Raw genomic sequence first — 12,700 nt, 5'->3', positions numbered from 1 at the left:
TGCGGAGCTCCCGCGCGGCGTCGGCACGTCGAGCCCCGAGGACGTCGCCGAGGCGGTCGCCACGGCGGTGCAGGAGGACCGCGGCGAGATCGACGTGGCGCCGCTGTCGATCAAGCTCGGTGCCAAGTTCGCCAGCGTCGCCCCTGCGACGGCCGCCCGGTTCAACCGCGTGATGGGGGCCGAGAAGGTCGCGGCCGACGTCTCCGCGGGGCAGACCCGCAAGCGCTGAGGCGCCACGTCGGGGGCGAGCCGGGCCGCCGCACGCCTCGTGGGAGCAGGGCCGGGCACGCCCCCGGCCGCCGCTCATCGACCCACAGGAGGCTCCGTGCCCGCCAACATCAACCGCGTCGTCCTCGAGGGCGAGCTCACCGCCGACCCGGTCGTGGAGGCCGGCATCTGTCACCTCGCGCTGCTCGTGACGACGTTGCGGAGGTCCGGCGACGGCGACTGGGTCGGACGACCCAACCACTTCGACGTCGTCGTCGGGGGTGCCCTCGCCGAACGCTGCGCCGCCGGGCTGCGCAAGGGCAGGCCGGTCGCCATCGAGGGGAGCCTGTCGTGGGAGCCCGGCCGGCTCGAGGACCCCAACGCCCGCGCGCGGATCCAGGTCCACGCCGACTCCGTACGCCCGACCGATGTCCGCGCCGCGTTGCTGATCCCAGCGGCCCCCGTGCCGGAGCAGGGCGGCACGGGGGCGGAGGCCGCCGGTCCGGTGCCGGCACCCGAGGCCGCCTGAGGCCGACCGCCTACCGCAGCACGGCGAGGCGCTCGAGCACCGCGTCCGCGATCGCGTCGGTCGCCTCGGGGTGGCCCCGCAGGAACAGCCTCGGCTCGATGAGCTCGAGCTCGATGAGCGCGGGGCGGCCCTCGAGGTCGGCCACGAGATCGGCGCGGGCGATGAGGGGCGGCTCGCCGAAGCGGGCGGCGACCGCCGCGACCGCCCAGGTCGCGGTGTCGAGCTCGTCGCGCTCGGGCCGGACGAGCTCGTGGGTGCCCCCGTGCTCCGGCTGCACGCGGAAGTCGCCGGCGGCCGCACGCTTCCTGATCGCGTGCGTCAGGCGGCCGGCGGCGAAGAAGACCGACAGCTCGCCGTGCTCGGCGACGCCGGGCAGGTAGGGCTGGACCATCGCCCCGCCCGCTCCGAGGAGCTCGCGGGTGTGCTCCACCATGCCGGTCGCCTGCGCAGCGTCGCCTGCGAGGCCGGTGAACCGCCGCAGGCCGATCGCGCCGACGCCGATCTGCGGCTTGACGATCGCGTCGTCCCAGCCGCGGTCCCGGATCCGGTCCGGGACGGCGGCCGGGTCGTCCTGCGGGTCGACCCACACGGTGGGCACCGTACGCAGCCCGCCCGCGGCCAGGTGCCGCAGATAGCTCTTCTCGGTGTTCCAGGCGATGGTCTGCGCGTCCGGCCACAGCGGGACGCCGGTGGCCTCGACGCGTTCGGCCCAGGCGACGAAGGCCTCACGGCGCTCGGCGTAGTCCCAGGTCGAGCGGGCCATCACGACCCGTGCCGCGGACCAGTCGACGGACGGGTCGTCCCAGGCCGCCACGCGGGACACCACGCCCCGTTCGGTGAGCGCGTCACGCAGCGGAGCGCTGTCCTCGTCGAGGGCCGGCAGTCCGTCGCAACTGGCGAAGAGGATGTCGGTCACGGCGGCGAGATCAGCGGGCCGTCGCCGTCGCCAGCAGGGACGCCTCACCGGCGAGCGTCTGGCTGGTCGCCGCCAGGATCTCGACCGGGACGATCTCCCCCGGGGTCGCGACCCCCGTGAAGTTGACGACCTTGTTGTGCGGGGACCGGCCGCGGAGCCGCGACGGATCCGTCCGCGAGGGGCCCTCCACGTGCACGTCGATCGTCCGGCCGACGAACCGCTGCGCGCGGTCGTGGGCGCGGCGCTGCACCACCTCGACGAGACGCTCCATGCGCTCGACCTTCACCGGGTGCGGCACGAGCCCCTCCGTCATCCCGGCGGCCTCGGTGCCACGGCGCGGGGAGAAGATGAAGGTGAACGCGCCGTCGTAGCCGACCTCCTCGCAGACCTGGAGCGTCTGCTCGAAGTCCTCCTCGGTCTCGCCGGGGAAGCCGACGATGATGTCGGTGGTGATCGCGGTGTCCGGGACGTGCTCGCGGATCATCGCGACGCGGTCCAGGTAGCGCTCCCGGTTGTAGGTCCGCCGCATCGCCTTGAGGATCCGCGAGGAGCCGGACTGGAGCGGCAGGTGGATGTGCGGGCAGACGCTCTCGAGGTCACGGTGCGCGAGGATCACGTCCTCCTTCATGTCCTGCGGGTGCGGGCTGGTGTAGCGGATCCGCTCGATGCCGTCCACGGCGTCGACCGCGTGCAGCAACTCCGCGAACGTGCGGGGGCTGGCCTTCCCTCCCACCCGCAGATCGCGTCCGTAGGCGTTGACGTTCTGGCCCAGCAGGGTGATCTCGCGCACGCCGTCGGCCGCCTGCCGGCGCACCTCGTCGACGATCACGTCGAAGGGACGGGAGGACTCGCGGCCGCGCGTCGACGGCACGATGCAGTAGGAGCACCGCTGGTTGCATCCGACGCTGATCTGGACCCAGGCGTGCAGGTCCTTGGCGCGCTTCGTCGGCAACTGCGCCGGGAAGTCCTCGAACTCGAAGTAGCCCTGCGCGGTGAGCGAGTCCGACGTCAGGAACTCGGCGAGCTTGTGGATCTGGCCGGGGCCGAAGGCGACGTCGACGAACGGGAACCTCTGGAAGACCTCGTCCTTGACGGACTGCGCCCAGCAGCCGCCGACGCCGATCAGCACGTCGGGGTTCTCGCGCTTGCGGCGCTTGGCGTGACCGAGGTGGGCGACGAACCGCGAGTCGGCGGACTCGCGGATGGAGCAGGTGTTGAAGAGCAGCAGGTCGGCGTCGTCGGGATCGGGTGCCTCGCCGTAGCCGAGCGTCTCGAGCATGCCCTTCATCCGCTCGGAGTCGTGCTCGTTCATCTGACACCCGAAGGTGGTGACGTGGTAGCGCTTCATGCCGCCCCGGAGGGTAGCGATGCGGCACCGGGCGCCACCGCTCCGAGCCAGTCCCGCAGCGCCTCGCGCAGCGTGGTGAGGCCGGGCTCCTCGACCGGCAGGTGCTCGCACCCCTGCAGCGGCACGAACGTCGTGGGCACCGCGAGTCGGTCCAGCACGTCACGGGACCACTCGGTCGGCGTCCAGCGGTCCCGCACGGGGTGGGCGAGCAGGACCGGGCAGCGATCGAACTCCTGGGGCTCGCACGCCGGGGCGTAGGTCAGCCACGACCGCAGGAAGCCGATCGGCACGCGGTTGCCCCCACCCTGCGGGTCGACCAGACAGCGGCGGTTGATCGGGCGGACGCTGCTCATCCGCTCGATCGGGGCCAGCAGCGGCATCGGCAGGCGCAGCCGGTCCGCGACCCCGGTCCGCAGCAGGGCCGCGGGTGTGGGCAGGCGTCCGGCGCCACGACGCACGCGACGGTCCCGCGGGTCCATGAGGGTCGTGGCGGCGATCCCGGCCACCGCGCCCACCGGCGCGGCCATCGCGGCGTGCAGGGCGAGCATGCCGCCCATGCTCATGCCGAAGAGGGCCACCGGACGCCCGGTCCGGGCACGCTCCGCGTCGATGAGGTCCACCAGACACGTGACCCAGGTCTCGTACCGCATGCGCCCGGGCGGACAGGCCGTCAGCCCGTACCCCGGGAGGTCGGGCAGGACGACGTCGGCGCCGGCGTCCGCGAGCATCCGGCCGAACGGGGCCAGGAGCCGGCCGTATCCCCCGGCGCCGTGGACCACGACGACCGTGAGCGGGCTGTCCGGGCGTTCGTAGCGGTCGAGGTGCACGGCCAGTCCGTCCCAGGACCACGAGCACTCCTGCGGGAGATCCTCGCTACCGAGCCGCAGCGACGGCGGGAGGTGGTCCCGATAGGACCGCCAGGCGCGGGCGTCGCATGCGTAGGTCGGCATGCAGATAGTCTGAGCAATCCCTCATGTTCTGCCAACTCGCGTTTCGATGACCGGTCCGTCCGCCCGGCGCGTCCCGTCACAGGCACGTTCTCGTGCCACGGTCGAGGCCGTCGTCGAGGCGGCTGCTCAGGTTTTCGAGCGGCACGGCTACGGCGCCGGGACCACCAACCGGATCGCGGAGCGCGCGGGCGTGAGCATCGGCAGCGTCTATCAGTACTTCGACGACAAGGACGCGATCGTCGAGGCGGTCGCGCTCCGTCACCTCGCGGACGGCGCGGAGCGCCTGCTGCCCGTGCTGGCCCGTCTCGACGGCGACCTGGCGGACGTGGAGCCCGAGGTCGTCCTGCGCGAGGTGCTCGTCGCGATGCTCGACCTGCACCGCGACAGGCCCCGGCTGCACCGGCTGCTGTTCGAGGAGACCCCGTTGACCGAGGCGGTTCGTGCCCGGGGCCAGGCGCTGGAGGACGCCGCGGCGCGGATGGTGGCGACGTGGCTGGCACGCCGCCCGGACCCTCCGCAGCACCCGGCGCTCACCGCGCGGCTCCTGGTGGAGGCCGTCGAGTCGTGGTCGCACCGCGTCGTGCTGCACCCGCCGCCGGACGCCGATGAGCCGGCGTTCGTCACGGCCGCCACGCGGATCCTCGCGGCCGGCCTCTGATCACTTGGCGTAGTCGACCGCCCGGGACTCCCGGATGACCGTGACCTTGATCTGCCCGGGGTACTCGAGCTCCTGCTCGATCTCGCGGGCGACCTGCCGGGCGAGTTCGGCGGCGCCGTCGTCGGTCACCTCGGCCGGTGCGACGATCACGCGGATCTCCCGACCGGCCTGCATCGCGTAGACCTTGTCGACGCCCTCGTGGCGCGCGGCGAGGTGCTCGAGCTCGCGCAGCCGCTTGACGTACAGGTCCAGCGACTCGCCGCGGGCGCCCGGGCGCGCCCCGGAGAGGGCGTCCGCCGCCTGCACGATGACGGCCTCGACCGTCTGGGGCTCGACCTCGTTGTGATGGGCCTCCATCGCGTGCGCGACCGCCTCGGGCTCGCCGTGGCGCCGGGCGAGGTCCCCGCCCACGAGCGCGTGCGGTCCCTCGATCTCGTGCGTGACCGCCTTGCCGATGTCGTGCAGGAGCGCCGCCCGGCGCGCGGTCTTGGCGCTCGCCCCGAGTTCGTGGGCCATCGTCGCAGCGAGGTTGGCGCACTCGACCGAATGCGCGAGGACGTTCTGGCCGTAGCTCGTGCGGAACTTCAGCCGTCCCAGTGTCCGCGTCAGCTCGGGATCGAGGCCCTGGACGCCCGCGTCGAGCACGGCGGCCTCCCCCGCGTCGTCGATGTGGCTCTCGAGCTCGGACTTCGACTGGTAGTACGTCTCCTCGATACGTGCGGGGTGGATGCGGCCGTCCTGCAGCAGCTTCTCCAGCGTGATCCGGGCGATCTCCCGTCGCACGCCGTCGAACGCGCTCAGGACGACCGCTCCGGGGGTGTCATCGATGATGAAGTCGACCCCCGTCAGGTTCTCCAGGGCGCGGATGTTGCGACCCTCGCGGCCGATGATGCGGCCCTTCATGTCGTCGCTCGGCAGCTGGACCACGGACACCGTGGTCTCGGCCGCGTGGGAGGCCGCGAGTCGCTGCATGGCCACGGCGAGGATCGACCGCACGCGACGCTCGGCGTCGCGCTTGGTCTCCTCCTCGATCTGCCGCAGCAGGCGCGCGCGGTCGTGGCGGGCCTGGTCCTCCACCTCCTTCAGCAGCGCCTGCTTGGCCTCACCGGCCGTGAGCCCGCTCGCGCGTTCGAGCGCGCGCACGCGCTTCTCACGCAGCTCGTCCAGCTCCTCGCTGCGCTCACGGAGCTCGGTCTCGCGCTCCCGGAGGGCCCGCTCGCGTTCCTCCAGCTCGTCCAGCCGCCGTGCCAGCGGGTCGTGCGCCGCCGGGACCGGTCCGCCCTGCAGCCGGGCCGCGGGGACGCCTCCCAGCCCCGGGACCCCACCCACGCCGGCGGCCTGGGTGCGCGGTCTCCCGTGCACGAGCGCCGCGAAGACGATGCCTGCCGCGATGACGGCCGCCCCGATGACGAGTTCCATGTCCGTGTCCTCTCCCCGACGACGCGGGAACACTCGCGCGGTCGGTCTCCGATGTGGCGTTGGGAGCGACGGACGGGTCGGTGCGACCTGAGGTGCGGTGCGGTCCGGGGCCGCGGTGTCGTGGTGGGCGTGGTGGTCTGCGGGTGTCGGGTACTGCTGCGGGTGCTGGTTTCGGAAGGCCGGTCCCGGCCCGGTACGTCGCTGGTCCGATGCTACCGGGCGGCATGGACCCGGCGGACGGCTTGGCCGGGGCGCACGTCCTCTTGCGTCGGCGCGACCGGCAGGGCACGATCAGGGCATGGGACTCCGGGATCTCTTCGGTCGCAGGAAGGACGAGCAGACCACGATCGGAGGTCTGCCCGGGGTGCCCGGCGGCCTGGGCTCGGCTCCACCGTCCGAGGCGGTGGTCCGCCCGGCGTCGTCCGTCCACGTGCAGTCCACCACGGTGGGCGCCGATGGCGTCCCGCAGACCACGACGTACGACGGCAGCGGCCGCGACGTCCTCGCCCATCTCCCGCCGCAGGCCCGCGCGCAACTCGAGGCGCTCGGCCTGGACCGCCTGATCGCCGATGCGGCCTCGGGGGGATTCGCGACCTTCGACCCGAGCGCCATGGTCCGGGCGTTCACGGAGGGGACGGTCACGCCGGGGACGCCCGACCAGATCGGCGCCCCGGGGACTCCGTCCGAGGACCCGATCGAGAAGCTGCGCCGCCTGGCGGAGTTGCGCGACGAGGGGATCGTCACGCCGGAGGAGTTCGCCGAGCAGAAGGCCCGCTTGCTCGGCGAACTCTGAGGGGCGCGTCAGGACCGCGTCAGCCCGCGGCGACGGCACCCTCGGCAGCCGTCGCGATCGCGTCGAGCTTCTCCCTGTCGGCGTCGCTGAGCGCGGTGGTCATCGACACGTAGTAGACCCGGTTGTCGATGCGGAACAGCTCGTAGTTGCCGGGGCCCTCGCGGATCTCCGCCAGGGACACCGCGAACTCGGCCGCTGCTCGGTCGCTCTCGTAGACGTAGACCGCCCAGGACGTGTCGACCACGATGTCGGCCTTGGCCTCACCGACCTCCCCGAGGTTGCTCGGCGAGAACCCGGCGCTCTTCAACCCTTCCTCGATCGCGGCGCTCTGCGACTCGAGATCGGCAGCGGAGACCTTGTCCGCGCTCGCTGCCGCGGCGGTGGCGGCGGTGTCCGTCTTCTTGTCGAGCTTGGCGGCGGGAGCGGACGCGGCGGGAGCCGTCGCCGTCGGGCTGGCGGTGGTGGCGTCGTCGTCGCCGCAGGCGGTCAGGGCGCCGGTGAGGCCCAGGACGGCGACCACGGCCAGGCGCCGGAGGTAGGTGGGGATCCGAGTGGGGAGCATCGTGTGGACGATGACGAACCGCAAACAGGTCGGTACGTGGTTTTCCCGCAGAACGGATGCGGAGCAGTGCGCGCCGGAACGAGGGCTGGGTACGCTCGTGGCGTCGGCGGCGCGGGCTCGGCGCAGCGGTCAGGCGGCGGTGCGCTCGAAGGCGCGTACGGCGTCGTACGCGAGCTCGAGCCCATACCCCTTGCGCACGAGCATGCCCAAGGCGCGATCTCGCTCACGGTCGTTCTCCGGCGCCGTCCGGTAGCGGCGCTGGAGCAGGGCCACCGCCGCCTCCAGTTCGGCGTCGCCGTCCTGCGCGCCGAGTGCCACGGCGATCAGCTCCGGGTCCACCCCGGCCTGCGCGAGCTTGCGCTCGATGCGGTCCGAGCCCCACGCGTCGAGGGTGCGCCGGTCCTCGGCGAACTGCCGCGCGAACCGGGCATCGTCCAGGTACCCCTGCTCGAGCAGCGTGGTGAGCGCCTCGTCGATCGTCGAGGGTTCGACCCGCTTGCCCTCGAGGTGCCTGCGCACCTCGAGCACCGTCCGGTCCCGGTACCCGAGGTACCGGTAGGAGACGTCGAGCGCGTGCTGCAGGCGAGCCTCGGGGTCCTTCAGGCGAGCCTCCGGTGTCACGAGCTCGAGGCGGACGCCTCCACGGCCTCCGACTCGGCGGCGGGGACATCATCGGTGACGTCGACGTCCACCGCCGGGGGAGTTCCGTCGCGGCTGAGACCCAGGGCGTCGTACACCTTGCTCTCGATCTCCAGGGCGATCTCGCGGTGCTCGTCCAGGAACGCCTTCGCGTTGTTGCGTCCCTGCCCGAGGCGCTCCCCGTCGTAGGAGAAGAACGATCCCGACTTCTGCACGACGTTGTGCTCGATACCGAGATCGAGGATGCATCCCGAGCTCGAGATGCCCTTGCCGAACTCGATGTCGAACTCGGCCTGCCGGAACGGCGGCGCCACCTTGTTCTTCACGACCTTCACCCGCACCCGGTTGCCGACCGCCTCGGTGCCCTCCTTCAGGGTCTCGATACGGCGGATGTCCAGGCGCTGCGACGAGTAGAACTTCAGCGCCCGACCGCCGGGCTGCGTCTCCGGCGACCCGAACATGACGCCGACCTTCTCGCGGATCTGGTTCGTGAACAGGATGATCGTCTGCGTCCGGTTCAGGTTGCCGGCGAGCTTGCGCATCGCCTGGCTCATCATCCGGGCCTGGAGGCCGACGGTCGTATCCCCCATCTGCCCCTCCAGCTCGGAGCGCGGCGTCAGCGCGGCGACGGAGTCCACCGCGATGAGATCGACAGCGCCGGAGCGCACGAGCATGTCCGCGATCTCGAGCGCCTGCTCGCCGTAGTCGGGCTGGGAGACGAGCAGCTCGTCGATGTCCACGCCGATCCGCTGCGCGTACAGCGGATCCATCGCGTGCTCGGCGTCGATGAACGCGCAGACGCCGCCCATCCGCTGGCACTCCGCGATGACGTGGTACATCAGCGTCGTCTTGCCGGAGGACTCCGGACCGAACACCTCGACGATCCGGCCGCGCGGGACGCCACCGATCCCGAGCGCCAGGTCCAGCGACAGGGCACCGGTCGGGATCGCGTCGACCCGGACGCGAGCACCGTCGTCGCCCATCCGCATGACGGAGCCCTTGCCGAACTGGCGCTCGATCTGGGTCAGGGCGCCCTGCAGGGCGTCGTTACGGGCCTTGGCGGCCTTCTCGTCAGCGGTCACGGACATCTCGGGGTGTACCTCTCGTCGCAGTGGTTCGGAAGCCATCATGGGCCTCGGTTCGGACGGAAGGGACGCTACCCCGCGCCACGTGCCATGGAAACACGTGTTCGTATCGGTTCGGCGCCGATTCTGCGACCGGACGGCGCGCAGTCCGCGGGGACTCAGCGCTCGCCGAGAAGCAGTCGGCGCACCAGGTGCAGCGCGACCGTGGTCGATCGGTCGCGGACGTCGGTCCGCGACCCCGGGACCGTGATCGACCGGGTCAACCGCGCGCCGTCGGGGCCGGCGGCCGAGAACCACACGAGCCCCACGGGCTTCTCGTCGGTCCCGCCCCCGGGCCCCGCGATACCGGTCACCCCGACGCCGACGTCCGCCCCGAAGACCGAGCGGGCGCCGTCGGCCAGCGCCTCCGCCACGGCCTGGGAGACCGCGCCGTGCTGCACGATGAGGGCCGGGTCCACAGCGGCGACCCGCTGCTTGGCGTCGTCGGAGTACGCCACGACGCCTCCGAGCACGTAGTCCGAGGCTCCTGGCAGGTCCGTGAGCCGGCCCAGCAGCAGCCCTCCGGTGCACGACTCGGCCACCGCGATGGTGCGGGCCGTGGTGGCGGCGTCGCGCTCCCCGCGCAGCAGGGCGGCGACCTGGAGGTCGACCGATGTCCCGTCGTCCGAGAAGAGCGTGTCGGCGTGCCGCTCGCGGATCACCGCGTCGAAGGCCTCGTACACGGTCTGGTACCGGGGCTCGTAGCGCGTGACGATCTCGACCTCGCCCCGGCGCAGGCAGGTCGTGATCTCGAGGTCGTCGAGCGGGATCCCGGCCTCCCGGGCCTGGCGCATCGTCGCCGCGATCTCCGACTCCGGGATCCCGAACAGGCGCAGCATGTGCTGCCGGTACTCCGTCGCCCCGGTCACGGCGTCCCGGAAGAGCGCGGTCTCGACCGCGGCGCCCCACATCGGCTGCAGTTCGCGCGGCGGCCCCGGGAGCACGACCACCGTCGGGCCGTCGGCGCCCTCGGCGGGCGGCACGACGAGGCCCGGTGCCGTCCCGACCGGCTCCAGCACGGTGGCTCCGTCGGGGACGACCGCCTGCTTGCGGTTGGAGTGCCGCAGCGCGTCGGCGTCCAGGTCGGGCCACCGCGTGAGCAACGGCTCGAGGATCGCCCAGATGCGGCGCTCCAACGCCTCGTCGAGGTGCATGGCGCGACCCTGGAAGTCCGCCACGACCTGTGCGGTGAGGTCGTCCTCCGTCGGACCGAGCCCCCCGCTGGTGCAGACGAGGTCCACGCCCTCCGCCCGGAAGAACCGCAGCGCGCCGGTGATGTCCTGCGGACGGTCCCCGACGACCGCGATGTGGGCGAGATCGACACCGAGCTCGCGCAGCCGCTCCGCCAGCCACGGCCCGTTGCGGTCGACGACGCGTCCGGTCAGGACCTCCGTCCCGGTCACCACGATCCCGGCGCGCACCCCGGACACCGGGGGTCGGGTCTCGCCGGTGCTCATTCGCAGACCGGACGCTGGGCGGCCGACAGCGTGCGCCGCTTGCCGCCGGAGGTGATCTCGTAGCCGACGCCCTCGGCGGTGTCGGCCACCGAACGGGTCTTGCCGTTGATCTTCAGGCGTACCGCGGAGTTGCCCAGCGTGATCCGGAACCGCGACGAGCGGTACGTCTCGGTCTCGCTCGTCGTGTCGAGGATGACGCCGTTGATGAGGCGCCGGTTGCCGGCAGCCTCGAGGCAGACGTACACCGGGCCGGTCGGGACGATCTGGAGGCGCACGAGCTTCGAGGACGGCGCCGTCGTCGCCTTCTTCGTCGGCTTCTTCGTCGTGGAGGTGCCGCTCGCGGGCGCAGGTGTGGCCGCGGGCGTCGAGGCGGGCTGTGTGGTGGTGGAGGTCGTCGTGCCGCCGGCGGTGAGCCCGCCGCCGTCCTTGTTGCCGCGACCCAGCAGGTACAGGCTGCCCAGCAGGAGGACGAGCACGAGCCCCACGACGTAGCCTCGCGGAATGCCCTGGGGCTTGGGACGGCGACGCCCGGGCTGCGGCGGGCCGATCGGACGCAGCTCGCCCTCGAACGGCCGCTCGTGTCGCAGCTTGTACTCCTCGACGAGCAGCCTGGAGTCCAGGCCCAGGACATCGGCGTAGGTCCGCAGGAAGGTCTTGACGAACGTGGGACCCGGGAGCAGGTCCCATTCCTCGTTCTCGAGCGCGCGCAGGTACTTCGCCCGGATCTTGGTCTCGGCCTCGACCTCCGAGATGTCGATCCGAGCGCGCATGCGCGCTTCCCGCAGGGTGGCCCCGATGTCCGCCATGGACGCTGCAGGCTACCGGCCCGGCCCCGTCCACCCGGTCACGGTCACGGCGGGCTCACGCGCCGTCGGAGTCGGCGTCGCCGAGAATCGCGCTCGCGTCGGGGATCTCGTCGGCCATCGGCGCGGGGGCGGCCGGGGGCGGAACGTCGTCGCCCGGATCCCCCGCCACGTCACCACGGTCGGCCAGGGCCGCGAGCACGCGCGGCAGATCGCTCTCCGTGACGAGCACCTGGCGCGGCTTGGACCCCTCGTACCCGCTGATGATGCCGCGCCGCTCGAGCATGTCGATGAGCCGCCCGGCGCGGGTGTAGCCCAGGCGCAGTCGCCGCTGCAGCATCGAGGTCGAGGCGGTCCCCATCTCGACGACCAGCTGGATCGCGTCGCCGAGCAGCGGATCCTCGTCGGGGTCGAACCCGTCGTCCTCGGCCGACTCGTCCTTGGCCTCCGGCTCGACCTCCTCCAGGAGGTCCTCGCGGATCTCCGGCTCGCCCTGCTTGGCCCACCAGGAGGTCAGCGCCTCGATCTGCGACTCGTCGATGTAGGCGCCCTGGATCCGCTGCAGCCGGCTGGAGCCCACCGGGTTGAAGAGCATGTCGCCCTGCCCCAGCAGCGACTCCGCCCCGTTCTGGTCGAGGATGACCCGCGAGTCGGTCTGCGAGGAGACCGAGAACGCGATGCGGGACGGGACGTTGGCCTTGATCATGCCCGTGATGACGTCCACGCGCGGGCTCTGCGTGGCGAGCACGAGGTGGATGCCGACCGCGCGCGCCTTCTGCGCGATGCGGATGATCGAGTCCTCCACGTCGCCGGGCGCGACCATCATGAGGTCCGCGAGCTCGTCGATGACGCAGAGGATGTAGGGCAGGGACGGCTCGCCGTTGTGCCTGCGGTGCTTGTTGAGCTCCGGCAGCGACCGGGTGCGGGCCATCGCCATGATCCCGTAGCGCCACTCCATCTCCTTGACGAGGTTCTGCAGGGCGTTGGCGGCCTTGCGCGGCGACGTGATGACGGGCGTCAGGAGATGCGGGACGTTCTCGTAGTGGTTGAGCTCGACCTGCTTGGGGTCCACGAGCACCAGCCGGACCTCATCGGGCGTCGCGCGCAGCAGGATCGACGACAGCATCGCGTTGACGCACCCGGACTTGCCGGCACCCGTGGTTCCGGCCACCAGGAGGTGCGGCATCTTCGCGAGGTCGGCGGGGATCGCCTTGCCGGAGACGTCCTTGCCGAGCCACACGGTCAGGGGCGAGAAGCTGTCGGGCGCGTCCTCGTACACGTCGCCGAGGGTCACC

General features: G+C 72.2%; 13 protein-coding genes and 1 pseudogene. 4 read left to right on the top strand and 10 right to left on the bottom strand.

Features of this window, described 5'->3' with window-relative positions:
* A pseudogene (locus ABYE80_RS09400) lies at window positions 1-229 on the top strand (oxidoreductase); the annotation flags it as partial.
* Window positions 230-325: 96 nt separating this feature from the next.
* A complete protein-coding gene (locus ABYE80_RS09395; RefSeq protein ID WP_372790017.1) occupies window positions 326-736 on the top strand; it encodes a single-stranded DNA-binding protein in 411 nt (136 codons plus the stop codon).
* A 10-nt stretch (window positions 737-746) separates the two neighbouring features.
* Here ABYE80_RS09395 and ABYE80_RS09390 read toward each other — a convergent pair whose 3' ends face one another.
* The 3 genes from ABYE80_RS09390 to ABYE80_RS09380 are packed head-to-tail and all read right to left on the bottom strand — an operon-like array spanning window position 747 to window position 3,950.
* The gene (locus ABYE80_RS09390) at window positions 747-1,652 is read right to left on the bottom strand and encodes a RimK family alpha-L-glutamate ligase (protein ID WP_372790016.1); all 906 of its coding nucleotides are present in this window, start codon (window positions 1,650-1,652) and stop codon (window positions 747-749) included.
* Between the two features lie 10 nt (window positions 1,653-1,662).
* The gene (gene miaB / locus ABYE80_RS09385) at window positions 1,663-3,000 is read right to left on the bottom strand and encodes a tRNA (N6-isopentenyl adenosine(37)-C2)-methylthiotransferase MiaB (RefSeq protein ID WP_372790015.1); all 1,338 of its coding nucleotides are present in this window, start codon (window positions 2,998-3,000) and stop codon (window positions 1,663-1,665) included.
* The gene (locus tag ABYE80_RS09380) at window positions 2,997-3,950 is read right to left on the bottom strand and encodes an alpha/beta hydrolase (RefSeq protein WP_372790014.1); all 954 of its coding nucleotides are present in this window, start codon (window positions 3,948-3,950) and stop codon (window positions 2,997-2,999) included. The genes miaB and ABYE80_RS09380 overlap by 4 nt, the downstream gene beginning before the upstream one ends.
* A 46-nt stretch (window positions 3,951-3,996) precedes the next feature.
* Here ABYE80_RS09380 and ABYE80_RS09375 point away from each other — a divergent pair, with 46 nt between their 5' ends.
* Window positions 3,997-4,608: a TetR/AcrR family transcriptional regulator gene (locus tag ABYE80_RS09375; RefSeq protein ID WP_372790013.1), complete on the top strand. Its 612-nt coding sequence runs from the start codon at window positions 3,997-3,999 to the stop codon at window positions 4,606-4,608.
* On the opposite strand, the gene rny is transcribed toward ABYE80_RS09375, so the two are convergent.
* Window positions 4,609-6,027 (bottom strand): ribonuclease Y, encoded by a 1,419-nt coding sequence (rny, locus tag ABYE80_RS09370; RefSeq protein WP_372790012.1) that lies wholly within the window; start codon window positions 6,025-6,027, stop codon window positions 4,609-4,611.
* Between the two features lie 298 nt (window positions 6,028-6,325).
* On the opposite strand from rny, the gene ABYE80_RS09365 reads away from it, so the two are divergent.
* On the top strand, window positions 6,326-6,820 hold the full coding sequence (locus ABYE80_RS09365) for an SHOCT domain-containing protein (RefSeq protein ID WP_372790011.1): 495 nt from the start codon (window positions 6,326-6,328) through the stop codon (window positions 6,818-6,820).
* Window positions 6,821-6,839: 19 nt separating this feature from the next.
* On the opposite strand, the gene ABYE80_RS09360 is transcribed toward ABYE80_RS09365, so the two are convergent.
* The 6 genes from ABYE80_RS09360 to ABYE80_RS09335 form a co-directional block, all read right to left on the bottom strand.
* Window positions 6,840-7,382 carry a hypothetical protein gene (locus tag ABYE80_RS09360; RefSeq protein WP_372790010.1) on the bottom strand — a complete coding sequence of 181 codons (543 nt, stop codon included), beginning with the start codon at window positions 7,380-7,382 and terminating at the stop codon, window positions 6,840-6,842.
* A 129-nt stretch (window positions 7,383-7,511) separates the two neighbouring features.
* A complete protein-coding gene (locus tag ABYE80_RS09355) occupies window positions 7,512-8,003 on the bottom strand; it encodes a regulatory protein RecX (RefSeq protein WP_372790009.1) in 492 nt (163 codons plus the stop codon).
* The gene (gene recA, locus ABYE80_RS09350; protein WP_372790008.1) at window positions 8,000-9,109 is read right to left on the bottom strand and encodes a recombinase RecA; all 1,110 of its coding nucleotides are present in this window, start codon (window positions 9,107-9,109) and stop codon (window positions 8,000-8,002) included. The genes ABYE80_RS09355 and recA overlap by 4 nt, the downstream gene beginning before the upstream one ends.
* Before the next feature lie 155 nt (window positions 9,110-9,264).
* Entirely contained in the window at window positions 9,265-10,602 is a 1,338-nt protein-coding gene (locus tag ABYE80_RS09345; RefSeq protein WP_372790007.1) for a competence/damage-inducible protein A, read from the bottom strand.
* Window positions 10,599-11,408, bottom strand: coding sequence for a helix-turn-helix domain-containing protein (locus ABYE80_RS09340; protein WP_372790006.1), 810 nt, complete (start codon window positions 11,406-11,408; stop codon window positions 10,599-10,601). The genes ABYE80_RS09345 and ABYE80_RS09340 overlap by 4 nt, the downstream gene beginning before the upstream one ends.
* A gap of 55 nt (window positions 11,409-11,463) precedes the next feature.
* Window positions 11,464-12,700 (bottom strand): DNA translocase FtsK (locus ABYE80_RS09335; RefSeq protein ID WP_372790005.1); only part of this gene is annotated, 1,237 nt, incomplete at its 5' end.

The organism is Paraconexibacter sp. (assembly GCF_041602235.1).
Lineage (GTDB): Bacteria > Actinomycetota > Thermoleophilia > Solirubrobacterales > Solirubrobacteraceae > Paraconexibacter.
The sequence above is the reverse complement of the archived record's forward strand: the minus strand, read 5'-3'. Positions and strand labels throughout refer to the sequence as shown.

Coding starts and splice junctions, on each gene's coding strand:
- miaB (WP_372790015.1), bottom strand. CDS start 3,000: ATGAAGCGCTACCACGTCACCACCTTCGGGTGTCAGATGAACGAGCAC.
- ABYE80_RS09380 (WP_372790014.1), bottom strand. CDS start 3,950: ATGCCGACCTACGCATGCGACGCCCGCGCCTGGCGGTCCTATCGGGAC.
- ABYE80_RS09375 (WP_372790013.1), top strand. CDS start 3,997: ATGACCGGTCCGTCCGCCCGGCGCGTCCCGTCACAGGCACGTTCTCGT.
- rny (WP_372790012.1), bottom strand. CDS start 6,027: ATGGAACTCGTCATCGGGGCGGCCGTCATCGCGGCAGGCATCGTCTTC.
- ABYE80_RS09365 (WP_372790011.1), top strand. CDS start 6,326: ATGGGACTCCGGGATCTCTTCGGTCGCAGGAAGGACGAGCAGACCACG.
- ABYE80_RS09360 (WP_372790010.1), bottom strand. CDS start 7,382: ATGCTCCCCACTCGGATCCCCACCTACCTCCGGCGCCTGGCCGTGGTC.
- recA (WP_372790008.1), bottom strand. CDS start 9,109: ATGTCCGTGACCGCTGACGAGAAGGCCGCCAAGGCCCGTAACGACGCC.
- ABYE80_RS09345 (WP_372790007.1), bottom strand. CDS start 10,602: ATGAGCACCGGCGAGACCCGACCCCCGGTGTCCGGGGTGCGCGCCGGG.
- ABYE80_RS09340 (WP_372790006.1), bottom strand. CDS start 11,408: ATGGCGGACATCGGGGCCACCCTGCGGGAAGCGCGCATGCGCGCTCGG.